The organism is Gynurincola endophyticus (assembly GCF_003991195.1).
GTDB classification, from domain to species: domain Bacteria; phylum Bacteroidota; class Bacteroidia; order Chitinophagales; family Chitinophagaceae; genus Gynurincola; species Gynurincola endophyticus.
Genome location: NZ_RCWL01000004.1, coordinates 206,182 through 229,587, shown reverse-complemented (window position 1 = coordinate 229,587; position 23,406 = coordinate 206,182). Strand labels below are relative to the sequence as shown.

At 39.1% G+C, this 23,406-nt stretch carries 15 protein-coding genes; 11 read left to right on the top strand and 4 right to left on the bottom strand.

Annotated features, from left to right (window positions below; all coding sequences use genetic code 11):
• Window positions 1-21: 21 nt before the first annotated feature.
• Complete coding sequence (locus D9O48_RS09925; protein ID WP_126972816.1) at window positions 22-804, bottom strand: (Fe-S)-binding protein; 783 nt, start codon at window positions 802-804, stop codon at window positions 22-24.
• Between the two features lie 216 nt (window positions 805-1,020).
• Here D9O48_RS09925 and D9O48_RS09920 point away from each other — a divergent pair, with 216 nt between their 5' ends.
• Complete coding sequence (locus D9O48_RS09920; protein WP_126972815.1) at window positions 1,021-1,746, top strand: hypothetical protein; 726 nt, start codon at window positions 1,021-1,023, stop codon at window positions 1,744-1,746.
• Window positions 1,747-1,823: 77 nt separating this feature from the next.
• On the opposite strand, the gene D9O48_RS09915 is transcribed toward D9O48_RS09920, so the two are convergent.
• The gene (locus tag D9O48_RS09915) at window positions 1,824-3,137 is read right to left on the bottom strand and encodes a (Fe-S)-binding protein (protein ID WP_126972814.1); all 1,314 of its coding nucleotides are present in this window, start codon (window positions 3,135-3,137) and stop codon (window positions 1,824-1,826) included.
• A gap of 151 nt (window positions 3,138-3,288) precedes the next feature.
• Here D9O48_RS09915 and D9O48_RS09910 point away from each other — a divergent pair, with 151 nt between their 5' ends.
• Entirely contained in the window at window positions 3,289-3,786 is a 498-nt protein-coding gene (locus D9O48_RS09910) for a phosphoribosyltransferase family protein (RefSeq protein WP_126972813.1), read from the top strand.
• Between the two features lie 88 nt (window positions 3,787-3,874).
• Here the strand turns inward: D9O48_RS09910 and D9O48_RS09905 are convergent, their stop codons facing one another.
• The gene (locus D9O48_RS09905; protein ID WP_126972812.1) at window positions 3,875-4,822 is read right to left on the bottom strand and encodes a DUF2279 domain-containing protein; all 948 of its coding nucleotides are present in this window, start codon (window positions 4,820-4,822) and stop codon (window positions 3,875-3,877) included.
• A 112-nt stretch (window positions 4,823-4,934) separates the two neighbouring features.
• On the opposite strand from D9O48_RS09905, the gene D9O48_RS09900 reads away from it, so the two are divergent.
• On the top strand, window positions 4,935-6,659 hold the full coding sequence (locus D9O48_RS09900) for a phospho-sugar mutase (protein WP_126972811.1): 1,725 nt from the start codon (window positions 4,935-4,937) through the stop codon (window positions 6,657-6,659).
• Window positions 6,660-6,773: 114 nt separating this feature from the next.
• On the top strand, window positions 6,774-10,463 hold the full coding sequence (locus D9O48_RS09895; protein WP_126972810.1) for a T9SS type A sorting domain-containing protein: 3,690 nt from the start codon (window positions 6,774-6,776) through the stop codon (window positions 10,461-10,463).
• 115 nt (window positions 10,464-10,578) lie between these two features.
• Here D9O48_RS09895 and D9O48_RS09890 read toward each other — a convergent pair whose 3' ends face one another.
• On the bottom strand, window positions 10,579-11,808 hold the full coding sequence (locus tag D9O48_RS09890) for a nucleoside permease (protein WP_126972809.1): 1,230 nt from the start codon (window positions 11,806-11,808) through the stop codon (window positions 10,579-10,581).
• Between the two features lie 397 nt (window positions 11,809-12,205).
• On the opposite strand from D9O48_RS09890, the gene D9O48_RS09885 reads away from it, so the two are divergent.
• From D9O48_RS09885 to D9O48_RS09855, 7 genes are all read left to right on the top strand, one after another.
• Window positions 12,206-12,703 carry a MarR family winged helix-turn-helix transcriptional regulator gene (locus tag D9O48_RS09885; RefSeq protein ID WP_126972808.1) on the top strand — a complete coding sequence of 166 codons (498 nt, stop codon included), beginning with the start codon at window positions 12,206-12,208 and terminating at the stop codon, window positions 12,701-12,703.
• 10 nt (window positions 12,704-12,713) lie between these two features.
• On the top strand, window positions 12,714-14,270 hold the full coding sequence (gene hutH, locus D9O48_RS09880) for a histidine ammonia-lyase (RefSeq protein ID WP_126972807.1): 1,557 nt from the start codon (window positions 12,714-12,716) through the stop codon (window positions 14,268-14,270).
• Between the two features lie 11 nt (window positions 14,271-14,281).
• Window positions 14,282-15,934 carry a urocanate hydratase gene (hutU, locus tag D9O48_RS09875; RefSeq protein WP_126972806.1) on the top strand — a complete coding sequence of 551 codons (1,653 nt, stop codon included), beginning with the start codon at window positions 14,282-14,284 and terminating at the stop codon, window positions 15,932-15,934.
• A gap of 66 nt (window positions 15,935-16,000) precedes the next feature.
• Complete coding sequence (locus tag D9O48_RS09870) at window positions 16,001-18,208, top strand: bifunctional alpha,alpha-trehalose-phosphate synthase (UDP-forming)/trehalose-phosphatase (RefSeq protein ID WP_126972805.1); 2,208 nt, start codon at window positions 16,001-16,003, stop codon at window positions 18,206-18,208.
• Between the two features lie 10 nt (window positions 18,209-18,218).
• On the top strand, window positions 18,219-20,000 hold the full coding sequence (locus tag D9O48_RS09865) for a glycoside hydrolase family 15 protein (protein WP_126972804.1): 1,782 nt from the start codon (window positions 18,219-18,221) through the stop codon (window positions 19,998-20,000).
• A 59-nt stretch (window positions 20,001-20,059) separates the two neighbouring features.
• Window positions 20,060-21,313, top strand: a complete 1,254-nt coding sequence (gene hutI, locus D9O48_RS09860; RefSeq protein WP_126972803.1) for an imidazolonepropionase — start codon at window positions 20,060-20,062, stop codon at window positions 21,311-21,313.
• Window positions 21,314-21,372: 59 nt separating this feature from the next.
• Window positions 21,373-23,403, top strand: coding sequence for a hypothetical protein (locus D9O48_RS09855; RefSeq protein WP_126972802.1), 2,031 nt, complete (start codon window positions 21,373-21,375; stop codon window positions 23,401-23,403).
• Window positions 23,404-23,406: the final 3 nt, after the last annotated feature.

The following is a 23,406-nucleotide window of genomic DNA, read 5'->3' as shown; positions in this document are numbered from 1 at the left end:
ACTTTAAATTTCACACTTGAATTAATCGGCTAAAGATGCTGCTACCAATTCAGCAACATCCATGACCTGTATAGAGTCTTCTTTTTCTTCTTTTTTTACCCCATCTGTAAGCATTGTGTTACAGAAAGGACAGGCAGAAGCAATTACCTGCGCATCAGAGGCTACAGCTTCTTTAGATCTTTCAATGTTGATACGGATATTACCGGCTTCTTCTTCTTTAAACATCTGCGCACCACCAGCTCCGCAACAAAGGCCTTTACTACGGCAACGTTTCATTTCAATCAGCTCCGCATCAAGGGCTTCCAATACCTGGCGGGGGGCTTCGTAAATATGATTAGCTCGTCCCAGATAGCAGGAATCGTGGTAAGTAATTTTTTTTCCCTTGAATGAACCACCTTCTTTCAGCTTGATTTTACCTTCGTTGATCAGTTGCTGTAATAGGGTTGTATGGTGAATAACTTCATAAGAACCTCCTAAAACCGGATATTCATTTTTGAAGATATTAAAACAATGAGGACAGGTTGTTACAATTTTTTTAATGCCGTAACCATTGAGCACCTGAATATTCTGGTACGCCATCATTTGAAACATAAATTCATTGCCGGCTCTTCTTGCCGGGTCGCCGGTACACATTTCTTCTTTTCCTAAAATGGCAAAATCAATACCCACTTTGTTTAAAATGGTAACAAATGCTTTCGTGATTCTCTGCGCCCTTTGATCAAAGCTTCCGGCACATCCTACCCAAAATAAAACTTCCGGCTGTTTTCCACTTGCCGCAAGTTCAGCCATTGTTGCTATTTGCATGCCTAAAATTTTTGTAAATCTACTGTAAAACCTCTATAAAAACGAGTGTAGAAGGTGGTTTGTTCAAATTTTTGTCATTACTTGCAAAATAAAATGATTGAGTTTGAAACTTGTTTATTTCATTCCCATTGATTAATTTCGATACACTCACGGTGACTACTTATTTCCCAAAGCGATCTCTCTCATGCGCTCATTTTTATTATTTAATAAATAATTATGAGCATTATCACTTTTGTGCCTCACGGTAAGGATTGGATCCTTACAATGAATTTCGAAAAACAATTACCCGGAAGTCTGACTTCCCCAAAAATCTATAATGAACTTTCCGGAAAACTTTTGTATGCGAAAGATGCAAATGTTGTAGGTTCATGGTTGATTCTGCACGAAAAAGGATGGGTAGGAGCAATTCTGCCGGCTGCTAAGTTTTACCGGCAAGAGCCGGGGCGTAATTTTCACGGCTTATATAAGTTTCTGTACGAAGTTATGCGCTCTCCGGAGCCTTTGAGTGTTATAAAATCTACCGTATTAAGTGCCTCTGAGCCTTTTGTATTAATTCTTTGCCTGGAGCATGATTTAATTGAATTTTACTGGAATGGACAGGAACTGACTGAACGTAGTTTGTCTAATCAGAAAGCACATTATTGGGAGTCTGTTTATACTTCTACAGGCGACCTGATTGCTTTACGGAGTGCTAAGTTTTTTCAGCAGATTGAGAATCCTTCATTTGAGTTGCCTGAACTGGTATTGGCAATACATAAAAGATTCGGAGAAGAGAAACAGGTACAGGCAAATGAATATCCTGTTTTAAAGCCAAACATCAATGCCTGCGTTACACAGATTGTGATTGGTGAAAATCTATTACGGATGTACTATTACGATTTTCTGCAACCGCAATATTTTACACAAACGTTGGTTCGACATCAAGAAGACAACTGGTGGTAAAATAAAAATCCCTGCTGCTTTTAACTAAGCAACAGGGATTACTATATATTACTGCCGTAAACCCGGCTTTAAAAGAATTATGAATTTATCCAGGCATCACGATCGTCCGGACTGAATTTCCATGGAGCAAAATTGTTTTCAATACTTGAAAACATATTGTTCCATTCCTGTGGCGCGTTTGATTCTTCCATTACAAGCGACCTTCTGAGCTCTAATATGATTTCTAACGGTGAAATACTTACCGGACATTCTTCTACACAGGCGTTACAAGTAGTACAGGCGCGAAGTTCTTCCACTGTTATGTAGCTATGTAAAAGAGATTTGCCGTCGTCCTGAAAGCTGCCGTTTGTTCTAATGTTTTTACCCACTTCTTCCAGGCGGTCGCGGGTGTCCATCATTATTTTGCGTGGTGATAATAGTTTGCCGGTAGTGGTTGCCGGACAGGCTGCCGAGCACCGGCCGCATTCTGTACAGCTATAAGCATCTAACAAATTTCTCCAGCTCAGATCCATTACATCCCTTGCGCCGAATTTATCGGGAGCCACTGCATCAGTGGGAGCAAGCTCGGGTTGCATTGCATAAAGTACTTCATTTTGTATAGATGTCATATTCTTCATGGTACCCTGCGGCTCTAAACGTGCAAAATAAGCATTCGGAAATGCTAACATAATATGCAGGTGTTTAGAATAGGGCAGATAATTTAAGTAGGCTAATATACCTACAATATGTATCCACCATGCCATACGTTCAATTGTCATTAAGGTACCGTCAGATAATCCACTGAATATACCATGTAAATGTTGTGAAACGATGAAATTACCAGTCAGGTGTTCGCTGTAACCAGCAGCCCCGCGTGATTGAAGTAGTGTATCGGTTGCATTCATCGTTAAGAATAAACACATCAGAATAATCTCGCCGATTAAGATGAAGTTGGCATCCGAACGGGGCCAGCCCTGCAGGTCTTTCGACAGAAATCTTTTTATTTTAAGGATATTCCTTCTGATTAAGAAAATGGCACATACCGCAATTACCGCTACTGCCAGACATTCGAAGGCATTGATCAGAAAACTATAAAAGCCGCCCATATAAGGCGCAAACAAGCGGTGTGTACCCAATACACCATCTAAAACGATTTCCAACATCTCGATATTGATAATCAGAAAACCGGCGTATACCACAAAGTGCATCAGTGCTACCAGTGGATTTTTAAACATCTTTTTTTGACCGAATGCCAGTAACAAAGTGTTTTTCCAGCGTTTTGCCGGTTGGTCACTAAAATCTTCATCCTTGCCCAGGCGGATATTTTGCCAGATATGTTTTGCTTTTTTTGAAAACAAACCAACGGCAACAGCAAATATCGCAATGAATAAAAATTGTAACAAATAGGTCATGTGATGTCCTTTAGTATGCTAAGATAAGTGATATTGTCATTGTTAGGTAAAAATAACCCCGGAAAGTTGTTGTATTTGTAATTATTTTGATTGAAATTACTGAAGCGACAAACTGTTTTATTTATTAGTTTTGACCAAATAACTAACCACTATGGCCAGGAATTATATTTTAGATACCACTACCGCACAAAAGAAGTTAGAGCGGATGGCGTACGAAATATTGGAAAATAATATTGATGAAAAAGAAATTGTATTGGCGTCTATTGAAGAAACTGGTGTTGCCATAGCAAATACGATTGCCCATCATTTAAAAAATATACAACCTTCCATTCTGATTTCACAGTTGAATGTTCGTTTAAATAAAAAACAACCGGATACGGTGGTACTGAGCGAAACCGGCTCTTTAAGTAATAAAGTTGTTATACTGATTGATGACGTTTCCAACTCAGGAAAAACACTTTTGTGGGCGCTTTCGGCATTTTTACCTCATCAGCCTAAAAAAATTCAGACATTGGCGTTAGTAGAAAGAACCCATAAACAATTTCCCGTTAAAACGGATTATGTAGGGCTATCACTGGCCACTACCTTACAGGATCATATTCAGGTAGAATGTGAAGAAGATGAGGTGAAAGGAGCGTACATGGAATAAATTAATAATTAATAGTTAAGAATTAAGAATTGATGGAGGGTGGTCTTTTCGTAATCCGGAAACTTAACTCTCTACTCTTCTTTCTCCATTAGAATGCTATCCAATGCCACTTCCATCCTGATCTTTGTGCAAACGAAAGGGCAGGTGCCGGCATCTTAATCATATTCATTGTAAAGAAAATGGCCTTGAGCCATTTTTTTTGTGTAGGTATCCGCGTAAAGTCAATATCCGGTGATAAATACAGCATACGTTCTCTCTTCAGGTGATTATAATTGTAGCTGGTACCATCTTTCAATGTGAATTCATTATGATATCCTCCTAACATATTTTTTGCACCGTAACCAAACGCCATATTTAACCATTTGGGGAGCTTCGAATCCGGAAAAAACGAATGTATATTAGCACTTACCCAATAGGTTTGGGCATTATAATCTTTCAACAGTTTTTCTGAGATACCGGTACCGAAGAGTTCGTCTGATCGTTGGCTGAGAATAGGATCATTCCATTTTTGAGCAGTATAACTGAGTTTAAAAGTAATACGTTCTTCCTGCCAGGTAAGCCGCTGAGCTACAAAAGCAGCCGAACCGATTGTATTGGCTAACATGTCGCCCCAGCTAAATCCCCATTCTTTTGAAAAGCCATCCTGAATCTCAATCACCGATTGGAAGGCCCAGCCGCTGATTCCTCCCAGCCAGATACTTTGTTTATCGGTCATTCCGCTCCATTTCCAGGCTTCCGTTGAAAAACGGGAGAGCTGATTGGCTGTCCAGATATGACCCCATTTGTCCATCTGTAACCATTCTTTATTATCATTATAAAAATGGAACTTATCTTTTTCGTAGTTGGCATACCATGCCTGATCTAATGCAATAAAAGCACCGGTCCAGGTGGCGGCATGCCCTGCTGCAACACCCCATTTTCGCAGGTTTTTTTTGGGAGCGATAGTATCAGATTGCGCAAATATTGTAGCACTGTTGAACAATAAAAGCCAGAATAATAGAGTTAATTTCACCCTGAAGCGGATATTTGTTTTCATGGCATTAAATTTCCAAAGGATCAAATATACAGAACCTCCGGGAGTTCCGGATTTTAAAGTAAAAGTATTGTTTATTATATTAGCGCAACATTTTTAACAAAAATAACCTCAAATGGAAGCAGCGATTTTGGAAAAAGCCAATATTTGGATCAATGGTAAATTTGATGAAGAAACAAAAGCTGCTGTTAAGCAGATGATTGACAGTGATCCGACTACTCTTGCAGATGCCTTCTACAAAAACTTAGAGTTCGGCACCGGCGGTTTAAGAGGAATTATGGGAGTGGGTACCAACAGAATAAATCAATATACTGTTGGGATTGCTACGCAGGGTTATTCAAATTATCTGAAAAAAGCTTATCCTGATCAGGCTATTAAAGTAGCGATTGCGCACGATAGTAGAAATAATTCAAGAAAGTTTGCTGAAATTACTGCAAATGTTTTTGCCGCAAACGGTATTAAAGTATACTTATTTGAAGCACTTCGTCCTACTCCTGAATTGTCATTTGCAATTCGTCATTTAGGTTGCCAGGGAGGCGTTGTTTGTACTGCATCACATAATCCTAAAGAATATAACGGTTATAAAGCCTATTGGAATGATGGCGGTCAGTTAGTACCTCCGCATGATAAAAATGTAATTACCGAAGTAGATAAAATTACTTCTACTGATGAGGTTTTGTGGACAGGCGGAGAAGCAAACATTGAAATCATCGGCAAAGAAATGGATGAAGCGTATATCAATGCCATTAAGAAATTGTCAATTTATCCTGAGGTAATTGCTCGTCAGAGTGATTTGAAAATTGTATATACTCCTATTCACGGAACAGGTATTACGATGGTTCCTGAAGTATTAAGCCGCTTCGGATTTAAAAATGTTCATATTGTTGAAGAGCAGTCTACGCCCGATGGTAATTTTCCAACGGTGGTTTATCCTAATCCTGAAGAAGCTGAAGCAATGAGCATCGGGTTAAAAAAAGCAAAAGAATTGGATGCTGATATTTTATTAGGTACAGATCCTGATGCAGACAGAGTGGGTATTGCTATCAAAAATAATAAAGGTGAGTGGGTGCTGATGAATGGTAATCAAACGGCTGTACTGGCTTTCAACTATATGATTGAAGCCAGAAAAGTAAAAGGTATTGCTCAACCGAATGATATGGTGGTTAAAACCATTGTAACGACCGAAATGATTGATGAAATTGCCAAACAAAACAATATCGCCTGTTACAATGTGCTCACCGGCTTTAAATGGATTGCTGAATTAATTAAAGAGAAAGAAGGCAAAGAAAATTATGTTATCGGGGGCGAAGAAAGTTATGGATTGATGATTGGCGACCAGCTAAGAGATAAAGATGCTGTATCAGCAGTTGCTTTTCTTTGCGAAATGGCAGCATATGAAAAAGATAAAGGCCGTTCTCTCTACGACAAACTGATTGACCTTTATGTTCAATATGGTTTCTTCCTCGAACACCTCATCAGTATCACCAAAAAAGGAATGAATGGTCAGAAAGAAATTGCTGAAATGATGGAAGGATACAGAACCAATCCTCCTAAAACAATTAATGGATCAGATGTTGTAGAATTATTAGATTATCAGTTACAACAAGGTAAGAATTTGCAAACAGGTCAGGAATGGCCGATCACGTTGCCTAAATCGAATGTGTTACAATTTATATTGGCCGATGGCAGTAAAATATCTGCACGCCCAAGCGGTACAGAACCAAAAATCAAATTCTATTTTAGTGTAAATGAAAGATTACCCGACGCTACAGCTTTTGAACAGATCTATAAAGAATTAAAAGCCCGCATTGATGGTATTATCACCGATTTGAAATTATAAGATATTATATATAATGTTTTGATTATTAGTGGACATGCTTAAAATGAAAGCATGTCCATTTTTATTTTGTAAATTTACTGTATTCAAACATAACCTTAGAACCTATTGATTAAAATGCTACTCCATTTTTTACTAACTGCTGCTATTGCGTTTAATACGAATATTGAACCTGTTAGGTTTGCTGATAATATTTTATCAAATGAACAGGTTTTTTCTCTACCTCTTTATCATACCGGTACTGATCAAAATTTACCTGATGAACGCCCTGACAGAGGTGTTAGTAATGTGGTTTTAAGTAAAAGGGAAGGCCAGTTTGCACAGGTGAGCTTTACTGCCGGAAATGGAAATAAACGATTGATCGTCGGTACAAAAAAAACAGTCATTGATTTTGTTCCGGTAGATGGTGTTAATTATACCGGGGGATATTTCGGAACAGGACAATTGGTTGCTATTGATGAATTTATTCTAAGTGTGGGAGATTTTACCAGTTCAATGATTGAAGGGCTCGTGTACGACTCAAGTTATACCGTTAAAATATTTGAATTCGATCAGAATAACGATTTCCCATTATATAATACAACAGAGGTAGCTTCTATAAATATTCCTTCTATAACAATTCCTGAAGGTAATTCAAAGTTTAATCTCATATGGGGACGAGAGTCTAACCTGGCTTCCTATTATCTTAACCTTTACTTTCACGAGCCGGCCGTTAATAAAAACCGCCTCGTCGTAGCCAGTTTAGATCATCCGGTTGATTTTACACCGGTACAATATCAAAAATATACACAGAGTGATAACTGGTATGATTATTTTTATCAATATACATATGAAGAATATATTATTTTAGGTGCAGGTAATTTAAACTTCCTGTCTTTGATGCCAATGTTTAGCGGTAAGCAGATTTACATCAAAGTGTTTGATTATGTCGGTTATGAATCACCGGTATATAATACGGATACTTTTTATGATATCAGTTTTAATACGGCCTCTGTTCGCTGGAAACTACCGCCTCCAGCAGATATTACCGACACAATTGTTCAGCATCCAACCATTCCGCCTACTCAAAACGGGTCTATTCAGGTATTGGATAGTACAGCGGGTTCTGTTAAATTAAGATTACATCCCGGAAATGGTGTTGGTCGGATGCTCGTGGCCCGTGCAAATGATACTGTTAGCTGGAAACCCGCTGACTCTACTTATTATAGTTTCAGCACTCAGATGGGAGCAGTTCAGCCAGATCCCCATCATTCTATTCTGTATAGGGTAGGTGCGCTGGAGCCGGTTGATATAACAATTACCAATCTCAGTTCGGGAATACCTTATCAATTCGCACTGTATGAGTATAATGGAGTGTGGGAAAATGTTTATCATATTCCGGTAACACCTGTTGATACAGGAGAGGTAGAACCACCTCTCTTAACAACTCCTTCTATTCCTGCTACTGATTTCATTTATACACAACCTGATGGAAAGTCTGCAAAGTTCTCTTTTACCAAAGGTGATGGGTCGCACCGTATTATTTTTGCAGGGAAAAATGCAAATTATAGTATCGACTTTAACTCAATTAACAGTTTAGAGGCAAACAGTAATTATGGTGAAGGCAATGAAGTAGAGCCAGGAGTTTATCTGGTCGGGCTTACTGCCGGTGAACAGTTTACATTAAATAATCTTGATACCAGTACATCTTACTATATTAAAGTTTACGAGGTAAATATTGATACCGGAAATGCTGATCATTGGTTAGTACTCGAAGAAAACCCTTTAAGTTTTACAGTTGCTACGCTTGGGTTACCAGATGGTGATGTTCGTATTAAACAATGGTGGATACGGGAAGGGCGGCTCGGTAACCCGACTGCTAACATAAAACTATCTCCTCCTGCACAAAATGAATCACGTTTAATATTGATTTCATTAGAAGAACCTTCTGATTGGAAACCCGTACAGTTTCAAAAATATACTGTTGGAGACTGGTATGATTATGCTTATAATCCTTATGATCCGGATGGAGTTATTGCTTATATCGGTAAGGATACTGCCATTTCTTTACAACCGTTTTTTAATCATAAACAGGTTTATGTGAAAATATGGGAATTAAACGGGGTAGATAATCCTGTTTATAATCTGGCCAATTATTACAAAATAAATTTTGATGCAGCTGATTTGAGGGTGAAAGAAAATGTCTTGGTTGATCCGACCGATACAATCATAGAGCCGGTATATGAAGCACCTTCTGTAAAAGGTTCAGTTAAGATAAGAGGAGTTAACGGCAACGAAAAACAATTGACAATATATCCGGGTAATGGAATGGGAAGAGTACTGCTCATGAGTACAGATTCTGTTTTTAATTTTATACCTAACGATGGTGAATATTTTCATTATAACGAAGTATATGGTGATGTTGAAACAGGAACGAATGAATTTGCTGTATACTTGTCAGGAGGAAGAGATTCCACAAACATAAATGTTCGTAATATTGACCCCCAGGCTACCTATTACTACGCTTTATATGAGTATAACGGTATGTTTGAACACGTGTTTAATACAGTTCCTTATCGTTACAATGAAGTGGTTGCTCCGGCTCTGGCGAGCTCATCCTTAATCATTGAATCTGTAGAGGGCAATGCCATTAAGGGATATTTTAACAAAGGCAACGGTACCGGAAGGTTGATTATTGCCTCAAAAAATTTGCTGAATACATACGCCTTGCCCGGCATTACTGATACTTTAAATGCTCAACCGGTATTCGGTTCAGGAACACAGGTGTCAGAGGAAGCATACATTATTGCAGCCGGTGATATTGATTCGGTTTGGGTAGAGGCACTCAACCATTCAACTACTTATTATTTTACTGTGGTAGAATACAACCTGAGTAACAATGAAATGATATATGCCCACCAACTTTTATATCAAACCGCAGCGTCTACTATTCATCCGCCGGTACTTGCAGTTCAGTTAAAAGAAGTACAGGCAGAAGGCCAGCATATCGTTCTTCAACTGAATGCTGCAGCTGAAGGCGTAAAAAGGCTGGTGGTAATAGGCCCGCCAAACAATTTGCCCCAACAATATCTGGTTTATACCGGTAATAATTATTATGGTGCGGGTGATGTAATCAACAGTTCTTATGTGATTTATTCAGGTTCAGATACAACTATTTCTATTACAGGTTTAGAACCGGAGGAAAGTTATGAAGTACAGATTTTTGAATATAAAGGCATACAGGCCCCTGTTTACAATCTTACACAATTCGTTAGTGAAACGATTCATCCGTCAGCACTGCTGAATCAACAATTGAAAGTTCTGCCGCCGGTAAGTAATGGTAATAAAGTAGCACTTTCGTGGGAGGTCATCCGTATCGACCTTGTTGAAGGATTTGTTATTGAACGTACCCGGCCGAATAGCAACATCAAAGAAAATATCGCTGAAATCAAAGCGGTTAATAATGTTTCAACCTACGGTTACACCGATTTTGTTAGTCAGGCAGGTGAACATACTTATCAGATTACTGTGAAATGGAAAAACGGGGATACAAATTTGTCAAAAATTCAAAAGGTGCAGATAGCAGTTGCCGACGGTAAGCTGTTATTGTTTCCTAACCCGGCAGTTACTCATTTTAAACTCAGCGGTATTGATCAACAAGCCATAAAGACGATTAAACTCTTTAATATTGAAGGAAAACTTGTGAAACAATGGAAAGTAAACGCTGATAATTATTATCAATTACCTGCCGTAACTTCTAAATTGTATTATATAGTAGTGGTAACTGAAAATAAAGATTATGTACAGCAATTGTCAACCGCACAATAATTTAAAGTGTTACTATTACTGACGGTAAAAGTTTTTCAATCAATTGCAGCTGCTTAAACCAAAAGCCCCCAAAAGTTAGACAACTTTTGGGGGCTTTTTATTGAATAAAAATATATTAATGAGCTTCGCCTGATACTTTTTCATTCTTAAAGAATAAGGCAAAGATAACAAATACGACTGCTGCTAAAGCTGCAGGTACTATCCATACTTTATTCCAGAATACATCTACCTGGCTTGCTAATTCACTGTAATGCTCGGTAACCAGGCCTGCTACCCAGAATCCGATTAACTGACCTATACCATAAGTTGCCAATGTGATTAAACCTTGTGCTGCAGATTTGTATTGAGCACCAGCTTTTGCATCGGTATAAATTTGTCCTGATACAAAAAAGAAATCATAACAAATACCATGTAATGCAATTCCCAGAATTAACATGAAGGCCGCATCTCCCGCATTACCGTATGCAAATAAAACATAACGGAGTGTCCAGGCCAGCATTCCCACTAAAATGGTTTTCTTAAAACCGAATTTATTGAAGAATACCGGTAGTAATAATAAACATAATGCTTCTGAAATCTGGCCGATCGTCATCTTACCGGTTGGGTTTTCCAATCCTATTTGTGTTAAGAACAGGTTGGCATTCTGATAATAAAATGCCAGTGGAATACAAATCAATACAGATGAAATAAAGAATACTAAAAAGTTTTTATTACTCAATAACTTTAAAGCATCTAAACCGATAATAGAAGCAAAAGATGTTTTTTCACCGGTATTAGCTTTTGCCGGTGGTGTTTTAGGCAATATAAAACTAAAAAGACCTAAAATTAGTGAAGCAATGCCTGCCATCAGGAAAGTATTTCTTAATGCTCCTTCTGTTGAGTCCCAATGGAAAACATATGAAATGGATAAACCTGCTACGATCCAACCGATCGTTCCCCAGATTCTGATATTTGAAAACTGCTTTTCAGGATTGGTTAATTGTCTGAATGAAACAGAATTTACCAATGCTAAAGTTGGCATATATAAAATCATGTAAGCAAAAACATATGGATAAAATGAACTGATATCCGGCGAACTATACATCTGATACATTAAAACGGCTCCGGCCAGATGCAGGATACCTAAAATTCGCTCAGCGTTAAAATATCTGTCAGCAATCATTCCTATGATAAACGGAGCAATAATGGCTCCCCACGACTGTGTAGAAAATACTTTAGCCGTTTGTAATCCGTCAGCCTGTAAATTCGCACTCAAAAAAGTTCCTAAAGTCACAAACCAGGCACCCCAGATAAAAAACTCTAAAAACATCATAAAGGAAAGCTTTCCATATAAGCTTGATTTCATAATCGTTTAGTTTTGATGTATGTCTTTGATAAAATCGAAGTAATTTATAAATAATTTTCAAACGAATCACTATTTCTTTCCAAATACATGCAATGTTTATTGTTTTTTATGTGGTTTTTACGATTGAGAGACATTTATTCAAATAATCAACCACTCTTTCTGACATCTATTCATCGGTATGCTAATGAACCATATAAGTATTATTATATATCATATTTGTATTATATCTGAAAAAAGAGTATTTTATTAGAAGGAGCTGTATTTTCTTTCGGCTCTGATCATTCCTGAATAACCCACATTCGTTTCTAACACGCCTGCCGTACCTCCCTTATTTTACTTTTTTGAAATGATTCGGGATTTTTTTATATTTGATATAAATATATAAGCACTTATATAAATGAACTTTTACCAAGACCTGGGCTATCTTATTCTGGGAACCCGCTTGAAAAGATTAAGCGACACTTTCCTCAATGATGTTAACAAATTTTACCTACAGTTGGGAGTGGAGTTTGACGCCAGCTGGTTTCCGATCTTCTATCTGCTCGGCCGGAAAAACAAACTCACTATTAAAGAAATTGCAGATACACTGCAGGTTTCACACTCGGCAGTAAGCCAGCTGGTAACCAGTTTACAACAGAAAGGATACCTGAAAGTACAGACTTCTGCCACTGATGCCCGTGCAAAACAGGTAACACTCTCTGCTAAAGGAACACAACGCCTGCTGCAAATTCAACCGGTATGGCTCACATTACAGCAAACCATGACTGACCTGGTAGAAAACAATGAACTCGTTGAAAAATTATTACCAGCCTTACTGAATATTGAAAGCGCGTTGGCTGAAAAATCTTTGTTGAACAGACTTGAACAACAATATCAGGTTTTTGAATCTAAATAAATCTTACGTTATGTTCCATTATGGAGTAGATCACTTGTCAATTGATAAAGTATTAAACATTGCTTCCGGAAATTTGATGGCCGGTTTCTCTGATGAATCGATTCGAAAAATTAAAGCCAGTGAAAATGCGGTGAATGAAATTGTTGCAACAGGCAGAACCGTCTATGGTGTCAATACCGGTTTCGGCATTCTGGCTGATCAGGCAATTTCTCCCGAAGACACGCGCCTGCTACAACATAAAATTTTACAAAGCCATTCGGTAGGAGTAGGTAAACCTATTCCGGTAGAAGTTGCAAAAATTATGTTGATCACCAAAGTACATGCTTTGGCACAAGGATTTTCCGGGGTACGTTTAGAAACGTTGGAGCGTATTTTATGGCATATTCAGGAAAATGTAATTCCCGTTGTTCCTGAACAGGGTAGTGTGGGCGCTTCGGGTGACCTCGCTCCATTATCTCATTTATTTTTACCATTGATCGGTCACGGAGAAGTAGTGTATCAGCAACAAACTTATCCGGCTCAGACTATACTAAAGAAATTTAATCTGTCGCCTTTACAACTGGGGCCGAAAGAAGGGCTCGCGCTCATCAACGGAACTCAGTTTATTTTATCGTTTGCTATTAAAGCAGTTCAACGTTTGTATTACTGTCTTGAAGCAGCTGATTTTATCGGCGCTATGAGCCTTGAAGCGTTAACAGGCACAAAAGCACCGTTTGATCCGCGTTTGCATCAGCTACGTCCTTTTGCCGGTACTACCTATGTAGCACACAGATTATGGAATATTCTGTCGCCTTCACAAATTATGCAAAGCCATGTAGATTGTGGAAGAGTACAGGATCCATACAGCCTGAGATGTATGCCGCAGGTACACGGCGCTTCGCGTAATGCATGGTTGCACTTAAAAGAACTCACGACTGTTGAATTGAATTCTGTGACCGATAATCCGATTATCCTCGCCGCCAACGATACCATATCAGGTGGAAACTTTCACGGGCAACCTCTGGCTTTACCATTAGATTATGCTTCTGTTGCCGCAGCTGAGTTAGGAAATATTGCTGACAGAAGATGCTATCTGTTGCTCGAAGGAAAGTGGGGATTACCGATGTTATTAATGAATAAAGTTGGCTTAAACAGCGGCTTTATGATTCCGCAATATACAACTGCCGCACTGGTTACCGAAAACAAGTCATTGTGTTTTCCGTCAAGCGCAGACAGTATTCCTACTTCGCTAGGGCAGGAAGATCATGTTTCGATGGGAAGTATCAGTGGTAGAAAACTCAATCAGATCATTGATAATCTTGAAAACATATTAGCGATTGAATTGCTCTGTGCCGCACAGGCCATTGAATTCAGGCGCCCGCTGAAAAGCTCGCCGTTGTTAGAACATGCACATGAATATGTACGTAAGTTTGTGAGCTTTGCTGAAGAAGACAGAATTTTTGCCGATGATATCAATGCAATGAAAAAAATCATTAATGATTTTAGCTTTGTAAACTCTTGTCATACGTTTGCTCAGAACAATAATATTCCTCTTTTTCAACAAAACGAATCATTCCTTTTATCTTAAAAATCTGCTATATGAATCAAAAATATAAAACCCCTACCGGTAATCAGTTAAGCTGTAAAGGTTGGATACAGGAAGCTGCTTTAAGAATGTTACTCAATAACCTGGATCCGGCTGTTGCCGAACGGCCTGAAGACCTGATTGTGTACGGCGGAAGAGGAAAAGCTGCCAGAAATCATGAAGCCCTGGACGATATTATTGCTGCGCTGAAGATATTGGAGAATGATGAAACATTACTCATTCAAAGCGGTAAGCCCGTCGCTATTTTACCGACACACGAAAATGCTCCGCGCGTATTATTGTCGAACTCTCAGTTAGTACCTAATTGGGCAAACTGGAAACATTTTGACGAGTTAGAGAAAAAAGGTTTGATGATGTACGGACAGATGACAGCCGGCTCATGGATTTATATCGGGTCACAGGGTATTGTACAGGGAACTTATGAAACCTATGCGGCTGCGGCAGAAAAACATTTCGGTGGTTCTTTAAGGGGAACACTGAATGTAACAGCGGGTTTAGGAGGAATGGGCGGTGCTCAACCGCTGGCCATTACCATGAACGAAGGCGTTGCGCTTATTGCTGAAGTGGAAACCTGGCGTATTCAAAAAAGATTAGAAACAAGATATCTGGATATTATGATAGAAGATATCGATGAAGCCATTGATGAGGCATTAGAAGCACGTCAACAGCAAAAAGCAATCTCGATTGGTGTACCGGTGAACGCTGTTCATTTATTGGAGAGACTGTTAGAAAGAAATATTATTCCTGATACACTAACTGATCAGACGTCTGCGCATGATCCGATTACCGGTTACTGGCCGCATGATATCAGTTATGAAGAAGCATTAAAGTTAAGAGATGAGCAACCGGATGTATATGTTGAAAAAGCATATCAATCAATGAAACGTCATGTTGAATTGATGGTACATTTACAGAATAGCGGCGCAATCACTTTTGATTACGGCAATAACATCCGCGCACGCGCTTTTGAAAAAGGTTTTGAACAGGCATTTAACTTCCCGGGCTTCGTACCGGCTTATATCCGTCCGTTATTTTGTGAAGGTAAAGGGCCTTTCCGTTGGGCAGCGCTAAGCGGCGACCCGGCTGATATTGCTGTTACTGATGAAGTGATTGCGAATCTTTTCCCCGAAAATAAAAGCTTACACCGTTGGTTAAAACTGGCGAAAGAAAAAATTGCTTTTCAGGGATTGCCGGCAAGAATTTGCTGGTTAGGACAAGGTGATCGTGAAAAAGCCGGGCTGGCTTTCAATGAGCTGGTTCGATCAGGAAAAGTTAAAGCCCCGATTGTAATAGGAAGAGACCACCTGGATACCGGTTCGGTAGCCTCGCCTAACAGAGAAACAGAAGCGATGAAAGATGGCTCGGATGCGGTAGCAGACTGGCCGGTCTTAAATGCTTTAGTAAATACTGCAGGTGGTGCTTCCTGGGTAAGTTTACACCACGGCGGTGGCGTAGGAATGGGCTATAGCATTCATGCAGGAATGGTGATCGTTGCAGACGGAACCGAAGCCGCTGATAAAAGACTAAAGCGTGTTTTGCACAATGATCCGGGTATGGGGGTTATCCGCCATGCAGATGCCGGTTATGAATTAGCTGAAGAAACCGGTATCAGACACCAGCTTTTACTCAAACAAAAATTAAAATAACAGGGTTGTTGTTAAAAAATCGTCCATTTGACCATAGGTGGTTTAATTTTTGAACCACTTATGGCTATGGAAAAGAATCAACAACGAAAAAGAGTTTGGATAATAGCTAATAGACTTCCATTTACCATTGAACACAATGATTCAAATGAATTAACAATCAGGAGATCATCCGGCGGATTAGTAAATGCGCTGACCAGCTACTATGAACAAGCATCGATCGATGTAGATAAGTACTGGGTAGGGGTTGCGGACTGCACTCCCCAGGTTTGGGAAAAAGAGATTATTCCTTACACGAAGGATGATAAAGTTAAATTTCACCCCATTTTTGTAGATGAACACGATTATGAAAACTATTATTCAGGTTTTTGTAATGCCACGATCTGGCCATTGTTTCATTATTTCCCCACAAAAGTGGAGTACCACGAAGCCTATTGGGAGGCTTACGAAAAAGTTAACAGAAATTTTGCTGAACAATTAATTCCATCTTTACAACCCGGTGACCTTGTTTGGATACATGACTATCAATTAATGTTATTGCCGGCTTTATTGAGAGAACAGGTAGCTGATTTATCAATCGGTTTCTTCCTGCATATTCCTTTTCCTTCTTATGAACTTTTCAGAATGTTACCACAATTGTGGAAAAAATCTATTGCGGAAGGACTCTTAGGAGCTGATCTTATCGGATTTCATACTTATGAATATGTTCAACATTTCATCCAGTCTATGAAAATGGTTCTGGGTGTTGAAAATACCTTCCACAAAATACATTATCAGAACAGAGAAGTTTATGCAGAATTATTCCCATTGGGAATTGACTATGCTAAATTCTCTGAAAAAGCGGTGAGTGAAGAAGTAACCGAAAAAGTTAATTTCCTTAAAAATGAATTCAGAGATAAAAAAATTATCTTCTCGGTAGACCGTTTAGATTATTCGAAAGGTTTCATGCAACGTTTGAACGGTTGGGAAAATTTTCTGCAGGAATATCCTGAGTGGAAAGAAAAAGTAGTTTTTCTGATTATTATCGTTCCTTCAAGAGATACCATCGATTCATATCAGGAAATGAAAAGTGCTATCGAAGAAAAAATAGGTACTATCAATGGTAGGTATGGTACCATCACCTGGCAGCCGATCCATTATCAATACCGCCATCTTTCTTTCGATAATCTGATTGCACTTTACCGCCATGCTGATGTGGCACTGATTACACCTCTCCGCGACGGAATGAACCTGGTAGCGAAAGAATTCATCGCTTCGCAGGTAAATGGTAAAGGAGTGCTCGTATTAAGTGAACTGGCCGGAGCTGCAGTTGAATTAAATGAATCGCTGTTGGTAAACCCTTTTGATACGATTGCTGTATCAGATGCGATTCACAGGGCTTTGTCGTTACCGCTGGAAGAAAGAATTCAACGTAACAGAATCATGCAAGACCGTCTGTTACATTATGATGTTATTCAATGGATCAATGATTTTGTTGATCAACTCGATCTGGTAACCTCTTCAAGAAATCAAAGAAAAGCGAATGCACTAAATTTACTCGACCTCTTTGTTAAAAGATATCAAAGCGCAGCGCACCGTATCTTCTTAATTGATTATGATGGTACACTTGCACCAATTACGAATTATCCGAAAGACGCAATTCCTACCGAAGCGGTTAAAAATGTTTTACGAAAGCTCGCTTCTCAACCCAATACAAAAGTGGTGGTGATCAGCGGCCGGCCGGCAGATACTTTAGAAACCTGGCTGGGTGATTTGCCTATTACGCTGGTAGCAGAACACGGCAGCATTATTAAAGATGGAAAAAACAAATGGTTAGATACATTGAACCTCTCTCCATTATGGAAGTCGCAGGTAATGCCGATTATGCAAACATTCGTTTCAAGATGTATCGGTTCATTTGTTGAAGAAAAGAAAAATACTATTGCGTGGCATTATAGAAATACATTACCCGGAGTTGGATTTGACCGCTCCCGCGAATTAATTAATAACCTTAATATTCTTTTACAGAATACACCTTTACAGGTGATAGACGGAAATAAAGTGGTGGAAGTGAAACCCACCGGCTATGATAAAGGTACGATGGCAGTTAGATTGTGTCAGCAGTTTCAGGCAGATTTTGTTTGCTGCCTGGGCGACGATACCACAGATGAAGATATGTTTATTGCATTAAATGAAGATGCTATAACGATTAAAGTAAAAGAGGTACATACTAATGCTAAGTATTTCTTACCGAAACAATCAGATGTAATTACTTTTCTTGAATCATTTATACATTAAATTTTAGTTTATGGAACAGCATAAGTATAAAATGGGAGTGATTGGCAATTGTACGTATATTGGCTATGTCGATCAAAAAGCGGATATTAAATGGCTGTGCTTACCAAAATTTGATAGCAGTTTTGTGTTCGGCTCTTTGTTAGATGAAGAAAAGGGCGGGCACTTCTCTGTTCAACCCGCAGGAGAACACTATACCGTAAAACAGTACTACATTGAAAATACCAATGTTCTATGTACTGAATTTGACGCATCCGACGGCGGCTTCAGAGTGATTGACTGTGCTCCGCGAATGACCATTCACGACCGTCAGTTCAGACCGAAAATGCTCATCAGAAAAATTGAGAAACTACACGGTGACCCGTTGATCAAAGTAGTATGCGAACCCCGCGGTAACTACGGAGAAACTATTCCCGAAGTGACTACCGGTAGTAATCATATCCGTTTTTACGGACTCGATGATCAGGTACGGTTAACGACCGACGTTTCGCTCAGTTATATCATAGAAAAGAAACCATTTGTTCTGGGTTCTCATAAATATCTGGTATTTACTTATGGTGAACCGCTCGAAGCCCCACTGGTAGAAACAGCAGAAACATTTATTCTGAATACTGTAAAACATTGGCAAGACTGGATTAAAACTTCTTATCTGCCACCGATTTATCAGAAAGAAATTGTTCGTTCGCTACTGGTATTAAAACTTCACCAATTTGAAGATACCGGTGGTATTATTGCATCCGGTACCACGAGCTTACCTGAGTTTCACGATTCCACCCGTAACTGGGATTATCGATTCTGCTGGTTCCGGGATGCGCACTACACATTGAACGCATTTAACAGAACCGGTCACTTCGAAGAGCTGGAAAAGTATTTCGAATATATCTATAATATCGTACGCGATGCCGAAAATACTTTACAACCTTTATATACCATTACCGGCGACAAAGACATCGAAGAAAGAGAAATACCTTTGAAAGGATATCTCAATAACCGTCCGGTACGTATAGGAAATAAAGCCTATATACAATTACAGCATGATGTTTACGGACAGCTGTTGGTGAGCTTGTTACCGTTGTTTACCGATAAACGTTTAAGCATCAGCAATAAGAATGATTACAGGCAAATCGTACCGTGGTTACTTGAAAAAATTGAAAAAACACTGGAAGTGCCTGATGCGGGATTATGGGAGTTCAGAAGTATGGTACAGGTACACTCTTATACATTGTTATTCCACTGGGCCGGTGCCAAAGCCGCTTTTAAAATAGGATCGGTACATGGTGATTACGGAATGATGCAAAGGGCTGATGCACTTGCGAAAAAAGCGCATGACCTGATTTTGAAGACCTATGATATCTCGCGCAAAGTATATACACAGGCCATTGGTAGCCCTAACCTGGACGCCAGTACCTTGTCGTTGATTACCATGAATTTCTTACAACACGATTCATCTGCAGCAAAGTTTCACATAGAAGCACTCGAAAAAGAATTACTTGCACCCAGCGGCTTATTTTATCGATACAAACACTATGATGATTTCGGATTTCCGGAAACTACTTTCTTAGTGTGTGCTTTCTGGTATGTAGATGCGCTGGCTTGCGTAGGCAGACTGGAAGACGCAATCAAAAACTTTGATCAGATATTGAAATTCAGTAATGAGCTGGGCATTTTCAGTGAAGATGTGGCCGTTGACGGCGGACAATGGGGTAACTTCCCGCAAACTTATAGCCATGTGGGACTGATCAACTCCGCATTTCGTATTGCCAGAAAGCTCGACCAACCGGAGTATTTGATATAATATACAAAAAAAACAGCAATTTTGCAATAGCTCTCATTTCTTTAACGTATTATTGGAGTATGTCTACCAAGCTGATTATTAATATTCAACAACTGGTCAATGTACGTTCTGCCAACGAGTTATTAAGAGGTAAAGCGCTTGCAGAATTGCCTGTTATAGAAAATGCCTACCTGCTGATAGAAGACGGCCTGATCGTCGATTACGGAAGGATGGATGAAATTGACCTCGTTCCTGAAGTGGAACATCAAAATTTAATTGATGTGAAAGGACAAACTATCATTCCCTGCTGGTGTGATAGCCATACCCATACTGTATTTGCAGGATCACGCGAAAATGAATTTGTGTATAAAATTCAGGGAATGGGGTATGCTGAAATTGCTGCAAAAGGCGGTGGTATTTTAAGTAGTGCTAAACAAATTGCTGCTATTTCAGAAGACGATTTGTATGCGGTTTCTTTGAAACGTATTGAGCAACTCATTCAATGGGGAACCGGTGCACTCGAAATCAAAAGCGGCTACGGATTGTCTGTAGAAGGTGAGCTGAAAATGCTGAGAGTGATCAAGAGGCTTAAAGCAACCGTTCCTATTCCGGTTAAAGCTACTTTTCTCGGTGCTCATACATTTCCTCCTGAATATAAATCGAACCCGGAAGAATATATCCGCATTATTATTGAAGAAATGTTACCGGCCATTGCCCAGGCAAGATTGGCTGACTACATCGATGTTTTTTGTGAAGAAGGTTTTTATACGGTTGAACAAACCGAAAAAATTATTGAGGCAGGGGCTAAGTGGGGCCTTAAATCTAAAATTCATGCCAATCAGTTGCATGCTTCAGGTGGGGTGGAACTCGGTGTAAAAATGAATGCCGTGAGCGTTGATCATCTTGAAACAATGAGTGAACCTGCCTTTAAGGCATTGGAAAATGCCACTACGATTGCAACGTTGCTTCCAACCGCAGCTTTCTATTTACGTATGCCTTTGCAACCTGCAAGAGAACTTATTAGCCGCAATGCTGCAGTAGCACTGGCTACTGACTTCAACCCCGGATCTTCTCCCAGTGGAAATATGAATTTTGTATTGTCATTAAGTTGTATTCAAATGAAGATGCTGCCCGAAGAAGCCATTAATGCCGCTACACTGAATGCTGCTTATGCAATGGAATTACAAGAAGAAGCAGGTAGTATCTCCAAAGGTAAAAGAGCTAACTTTATATTAACGAAACCAATTCCGTCAATAGCCTACCTTCCTTATGCTTTCGGTGATAATCATATAGATAAGGTTTTTATAAACGGAGAAGTTTTTACCGGTTTTTGATATAACCATTATACTAAACCGAATAATCAGCAATATTTTGTTAACGGTAATTTGAGCGTATGGCAAAGGTTACATTTAAGAAAAAGAAAAATGTAAATAGAGTTGAAGCGTATCTTGAAAATAATCAGGTACTGCAACTTTCGAATCCTTTAGAGGCACTGGAGTATTTGCGTGATTTTGTACGGCTGATTCGTCCCGGCCGGAATATTAAAAATGCAGAAGCAAAACTGGCACAGGCAATTGAACTGTTACAGACTGAAAAGAATGTACTCACTAACGTTAAAATTGCTATTTATGCTCAGTTGATGCATAGTAATCTTATTCCGCTGCTTACAGAAAGCGGGTTAACAATTTCAAGAGGTGTAGGCCGTGAACTTCACTCCAGATTCAAACATAAATTTTTACCTGCCTATCAAAGTTCTGACGATTTTCTGTATCTGTTAAATAGAATCTTCTACAAGAGTACTGATTATGTTTGGGTAGAGGCTGCTGGCAAAGTGAATTGGGTTCAATTCTTTAAAACGCTATCCATCAAACTGAGTGGTACAGAACCTGAAGTAGTAAAACAACTGGCCATTTCTACTCAGATGCTTTCGTCGCGTTTGTCGCAGTTAGGATGGGAAAAAGAAATTGTAAGTTTTGTTATCGGAGAAGATTGGAAGGTAAATAACCCTCTCTCAAAACAGCAGTATCTTGTTCAACAGTTATATCAGCATATCAAAGAAGGCGGAAGTGCAGAATACCGTCACGAATTGTGTTTGCAGATTATAGAACAGCTGCAGAAAGGGCAGGAGCTGGTCAATGCTATCAGACAGCAAACCGTTGATAAAGGAACTTCATTATCCCAGACTTTCATTTTATTTCAGATTGAGCAACTTATTCAACGTATGAAGTTAATCGTTGATATGTTGGATGCGGATGACCGGTTGAATGTAGCATTATTTGTAGAATTGTTTTCTACGGTAATCAGAAACGAAAACCGCAAAAACTCATTGATGGAGTTCTTGTCTCAGACGACCGGTTACCTGGCTTATCAGATTGCTGAGCATAAAGGTAAAAAAGGATCCAAATATATTACCTCTACACCGGCTGAATACTGGAATATGATCAGAAGTGCGATGTGGGGCGGATTGATCGTATGTTTTGTTGTTGTCATAAAATTATTACAGGGCAAATGGCATCTCGCACCTTTCTGGCAGGGTTTTGCCTATAGCATCAACTATTCTGCCGGTTTCATTGCTATTGAAGAAACAAAATCTACCCTTGCTACTAAACAACCGGCTTTTACAGCCAGTGCGGTTGCTTCTTCGCTGGATACCAGAAAAGGTACAGATGTACCGAATCTGTATAATCTGGCAGTTACAGTAGCAAAAATAGCACGTTCACAAACAGCATCTTTCATCGGTAATCTGATGATTGTGTTTCCTGTATGTTTCTTATTTGCATGGATGATTGATATTATTACAGGTAAACCTTTAGTGAGCGGTGTCGGTGCCATGCATTTGTTACAAGATCAGCATCCGTTTCAAAGTTTATCACTATTATACGCATTTAATACCGGTTGTTTTTTATTTATAAGTGGAATTTTAGCAGGGTATGTTCAGAATAAAATTAATTACGGGCAGGTTTATACACGGTTGTTAGAACATCCTACCTTAAAATACTATTTAAGTGCAGGACAGTTACAGAAATTCGCTTCATACATTACCAATCATGCCGGTAGTTTAGTCGGAAATATTTCGCTGGGTTTCTTTTTGGGAATGGCCAGTTCGGTGGGGAAAATATTTGGAATGCCATTCGATATACGCCATATTACCATTGCTGCGGGTAATACCTCGTTCGGTTTATATGGAGTAGGATTAAATAATTTGAGTCCGGTGTTTATTTTAACACTTATTGTAGGGGTATTATGCATCGGATTTATTAACTTTTTAGTGAGTTTCACATTGGCATTTGTAGTAGCTGTAAGATCAAGAGGTGTTCATTTGCGGGATTATCCTGAATTTTTACATATCTTATGGAAGTATTTTAAATCCAGCCCGCTGGATTTTTTAAGACCACGGAAAAGGAAACAAGAAGAAATTACATAACGC

What these genes read in the sequence shown, in the direction of transcription:
- D9O48_RS09925 (WP_126972816.1), bottom strand. Translation starts at nt 804, where the DNA reads ATGCAAATAGCAACAATGGCTGAACTTGCGGCAAGTGGAAAACAGCCG.
- D9O48_RS09920 (WP_126972815.1), top strand. Translation starts at nt 1,021, where the DNA reads ATGAGCATTATCACTTTTGTGCCTCACGGTAAGGATTGGATCCTTACA.
- D9O48_RS09915 (WP_126972814.1), bottom strand. Translation starts at nt 3,137, where the DNA reads ATGACCTATTTGTTACAATTTTTATTCATTGCGATATTTGCTGTTGCC.
- D9O48_RS09910 (WP_126972813.1), top strand. Translation starts at nt 3,289, where the DNA reads ATGGCCAGGAATTATATTTTAGATACCACTACCGCACAAAAGAAGTTA.
- D9O48_RS09905 (WP_126972812.1), bottom strand. Translation starts at nt 4,822, where the DNA reads ATGAAAACAAATATCCGCTTCAGGGTGAAATTAACTCTATTATTCTGG.
- D9O48_RS09900 (WP_126972811.1), top strand. Translation starts at nt 4,935, where the DNA reads ATGGAAGCAGCGATTTTGGAAAAAGCCAATATTTGGATCAATGGTAAA.
- D9O48_RS09895 (WP_126972810.1), top strand. Translation starts at nt 6,774, where the DNA reads ATGCTACTCCATTTTTTACTAACTGCTGCTATTGCGTTTAATACGAAT.
- D9O48_RS09890 (WP_126972809.1), bottom strand. Translation starts at nt 11,808, where the DNA reads ATGAAATCAAGCTTATATGGAAAGCTTTCCTTTATGATGTTTTTAGAG.
- D9O48_RS09885 (WP_126972808.1), top strand. Translation starts at nt 12,206, where the DNA reads ATGAACTTTTACCAAGACCTGGGCTATCTTATTCTGGGAACCCGCTTG.
- hutH (WP_126972807.1), top strand. Translation starts at nt 12,714, where the DNA reads ATGTTCCATTATGGAGTAGATCACTTGTCAATTGATAAAGTATTAAAC.
- hutU (WP_126972806.1), top strand. Translation starts at nt 14,282, where the DNA reads ATGAATCAAAAATATAAAACCCCTACCGGTAATCAGTTAAGCTGTAAA.
- D9O48_RS09870 (WP_126972805.1), top strand. Translation starts at nt 16,001, where the DNA reads ATGGAAAAGAATCAACAACGAAAAAGAGTTTGGATAATAGCTAATAGA.
- D9O48_RS09865 (WP_126972804.1), top strand. Translation starts at nt 18,219, where the DNA reads ATGGAACAGCATAAGTATAAAATGGGAGTGATTGGCAATTGTACGTAT.
- hutI (WP_126972803.1), top strand. Translation starts at nt 20,060, where the DNA reads ATGTCTACCAAGCTGATTATTAATATTCAACAACTGGTCAATGTACGT.
- D9O48_RS09855 (WP_126972802.1), top strand. Translation starts at nt 21,373, where the DNA reads ATGGCAAAGGTTACATTTAAGAAAAAGAAAAATGTAAATAGAGTTGAA.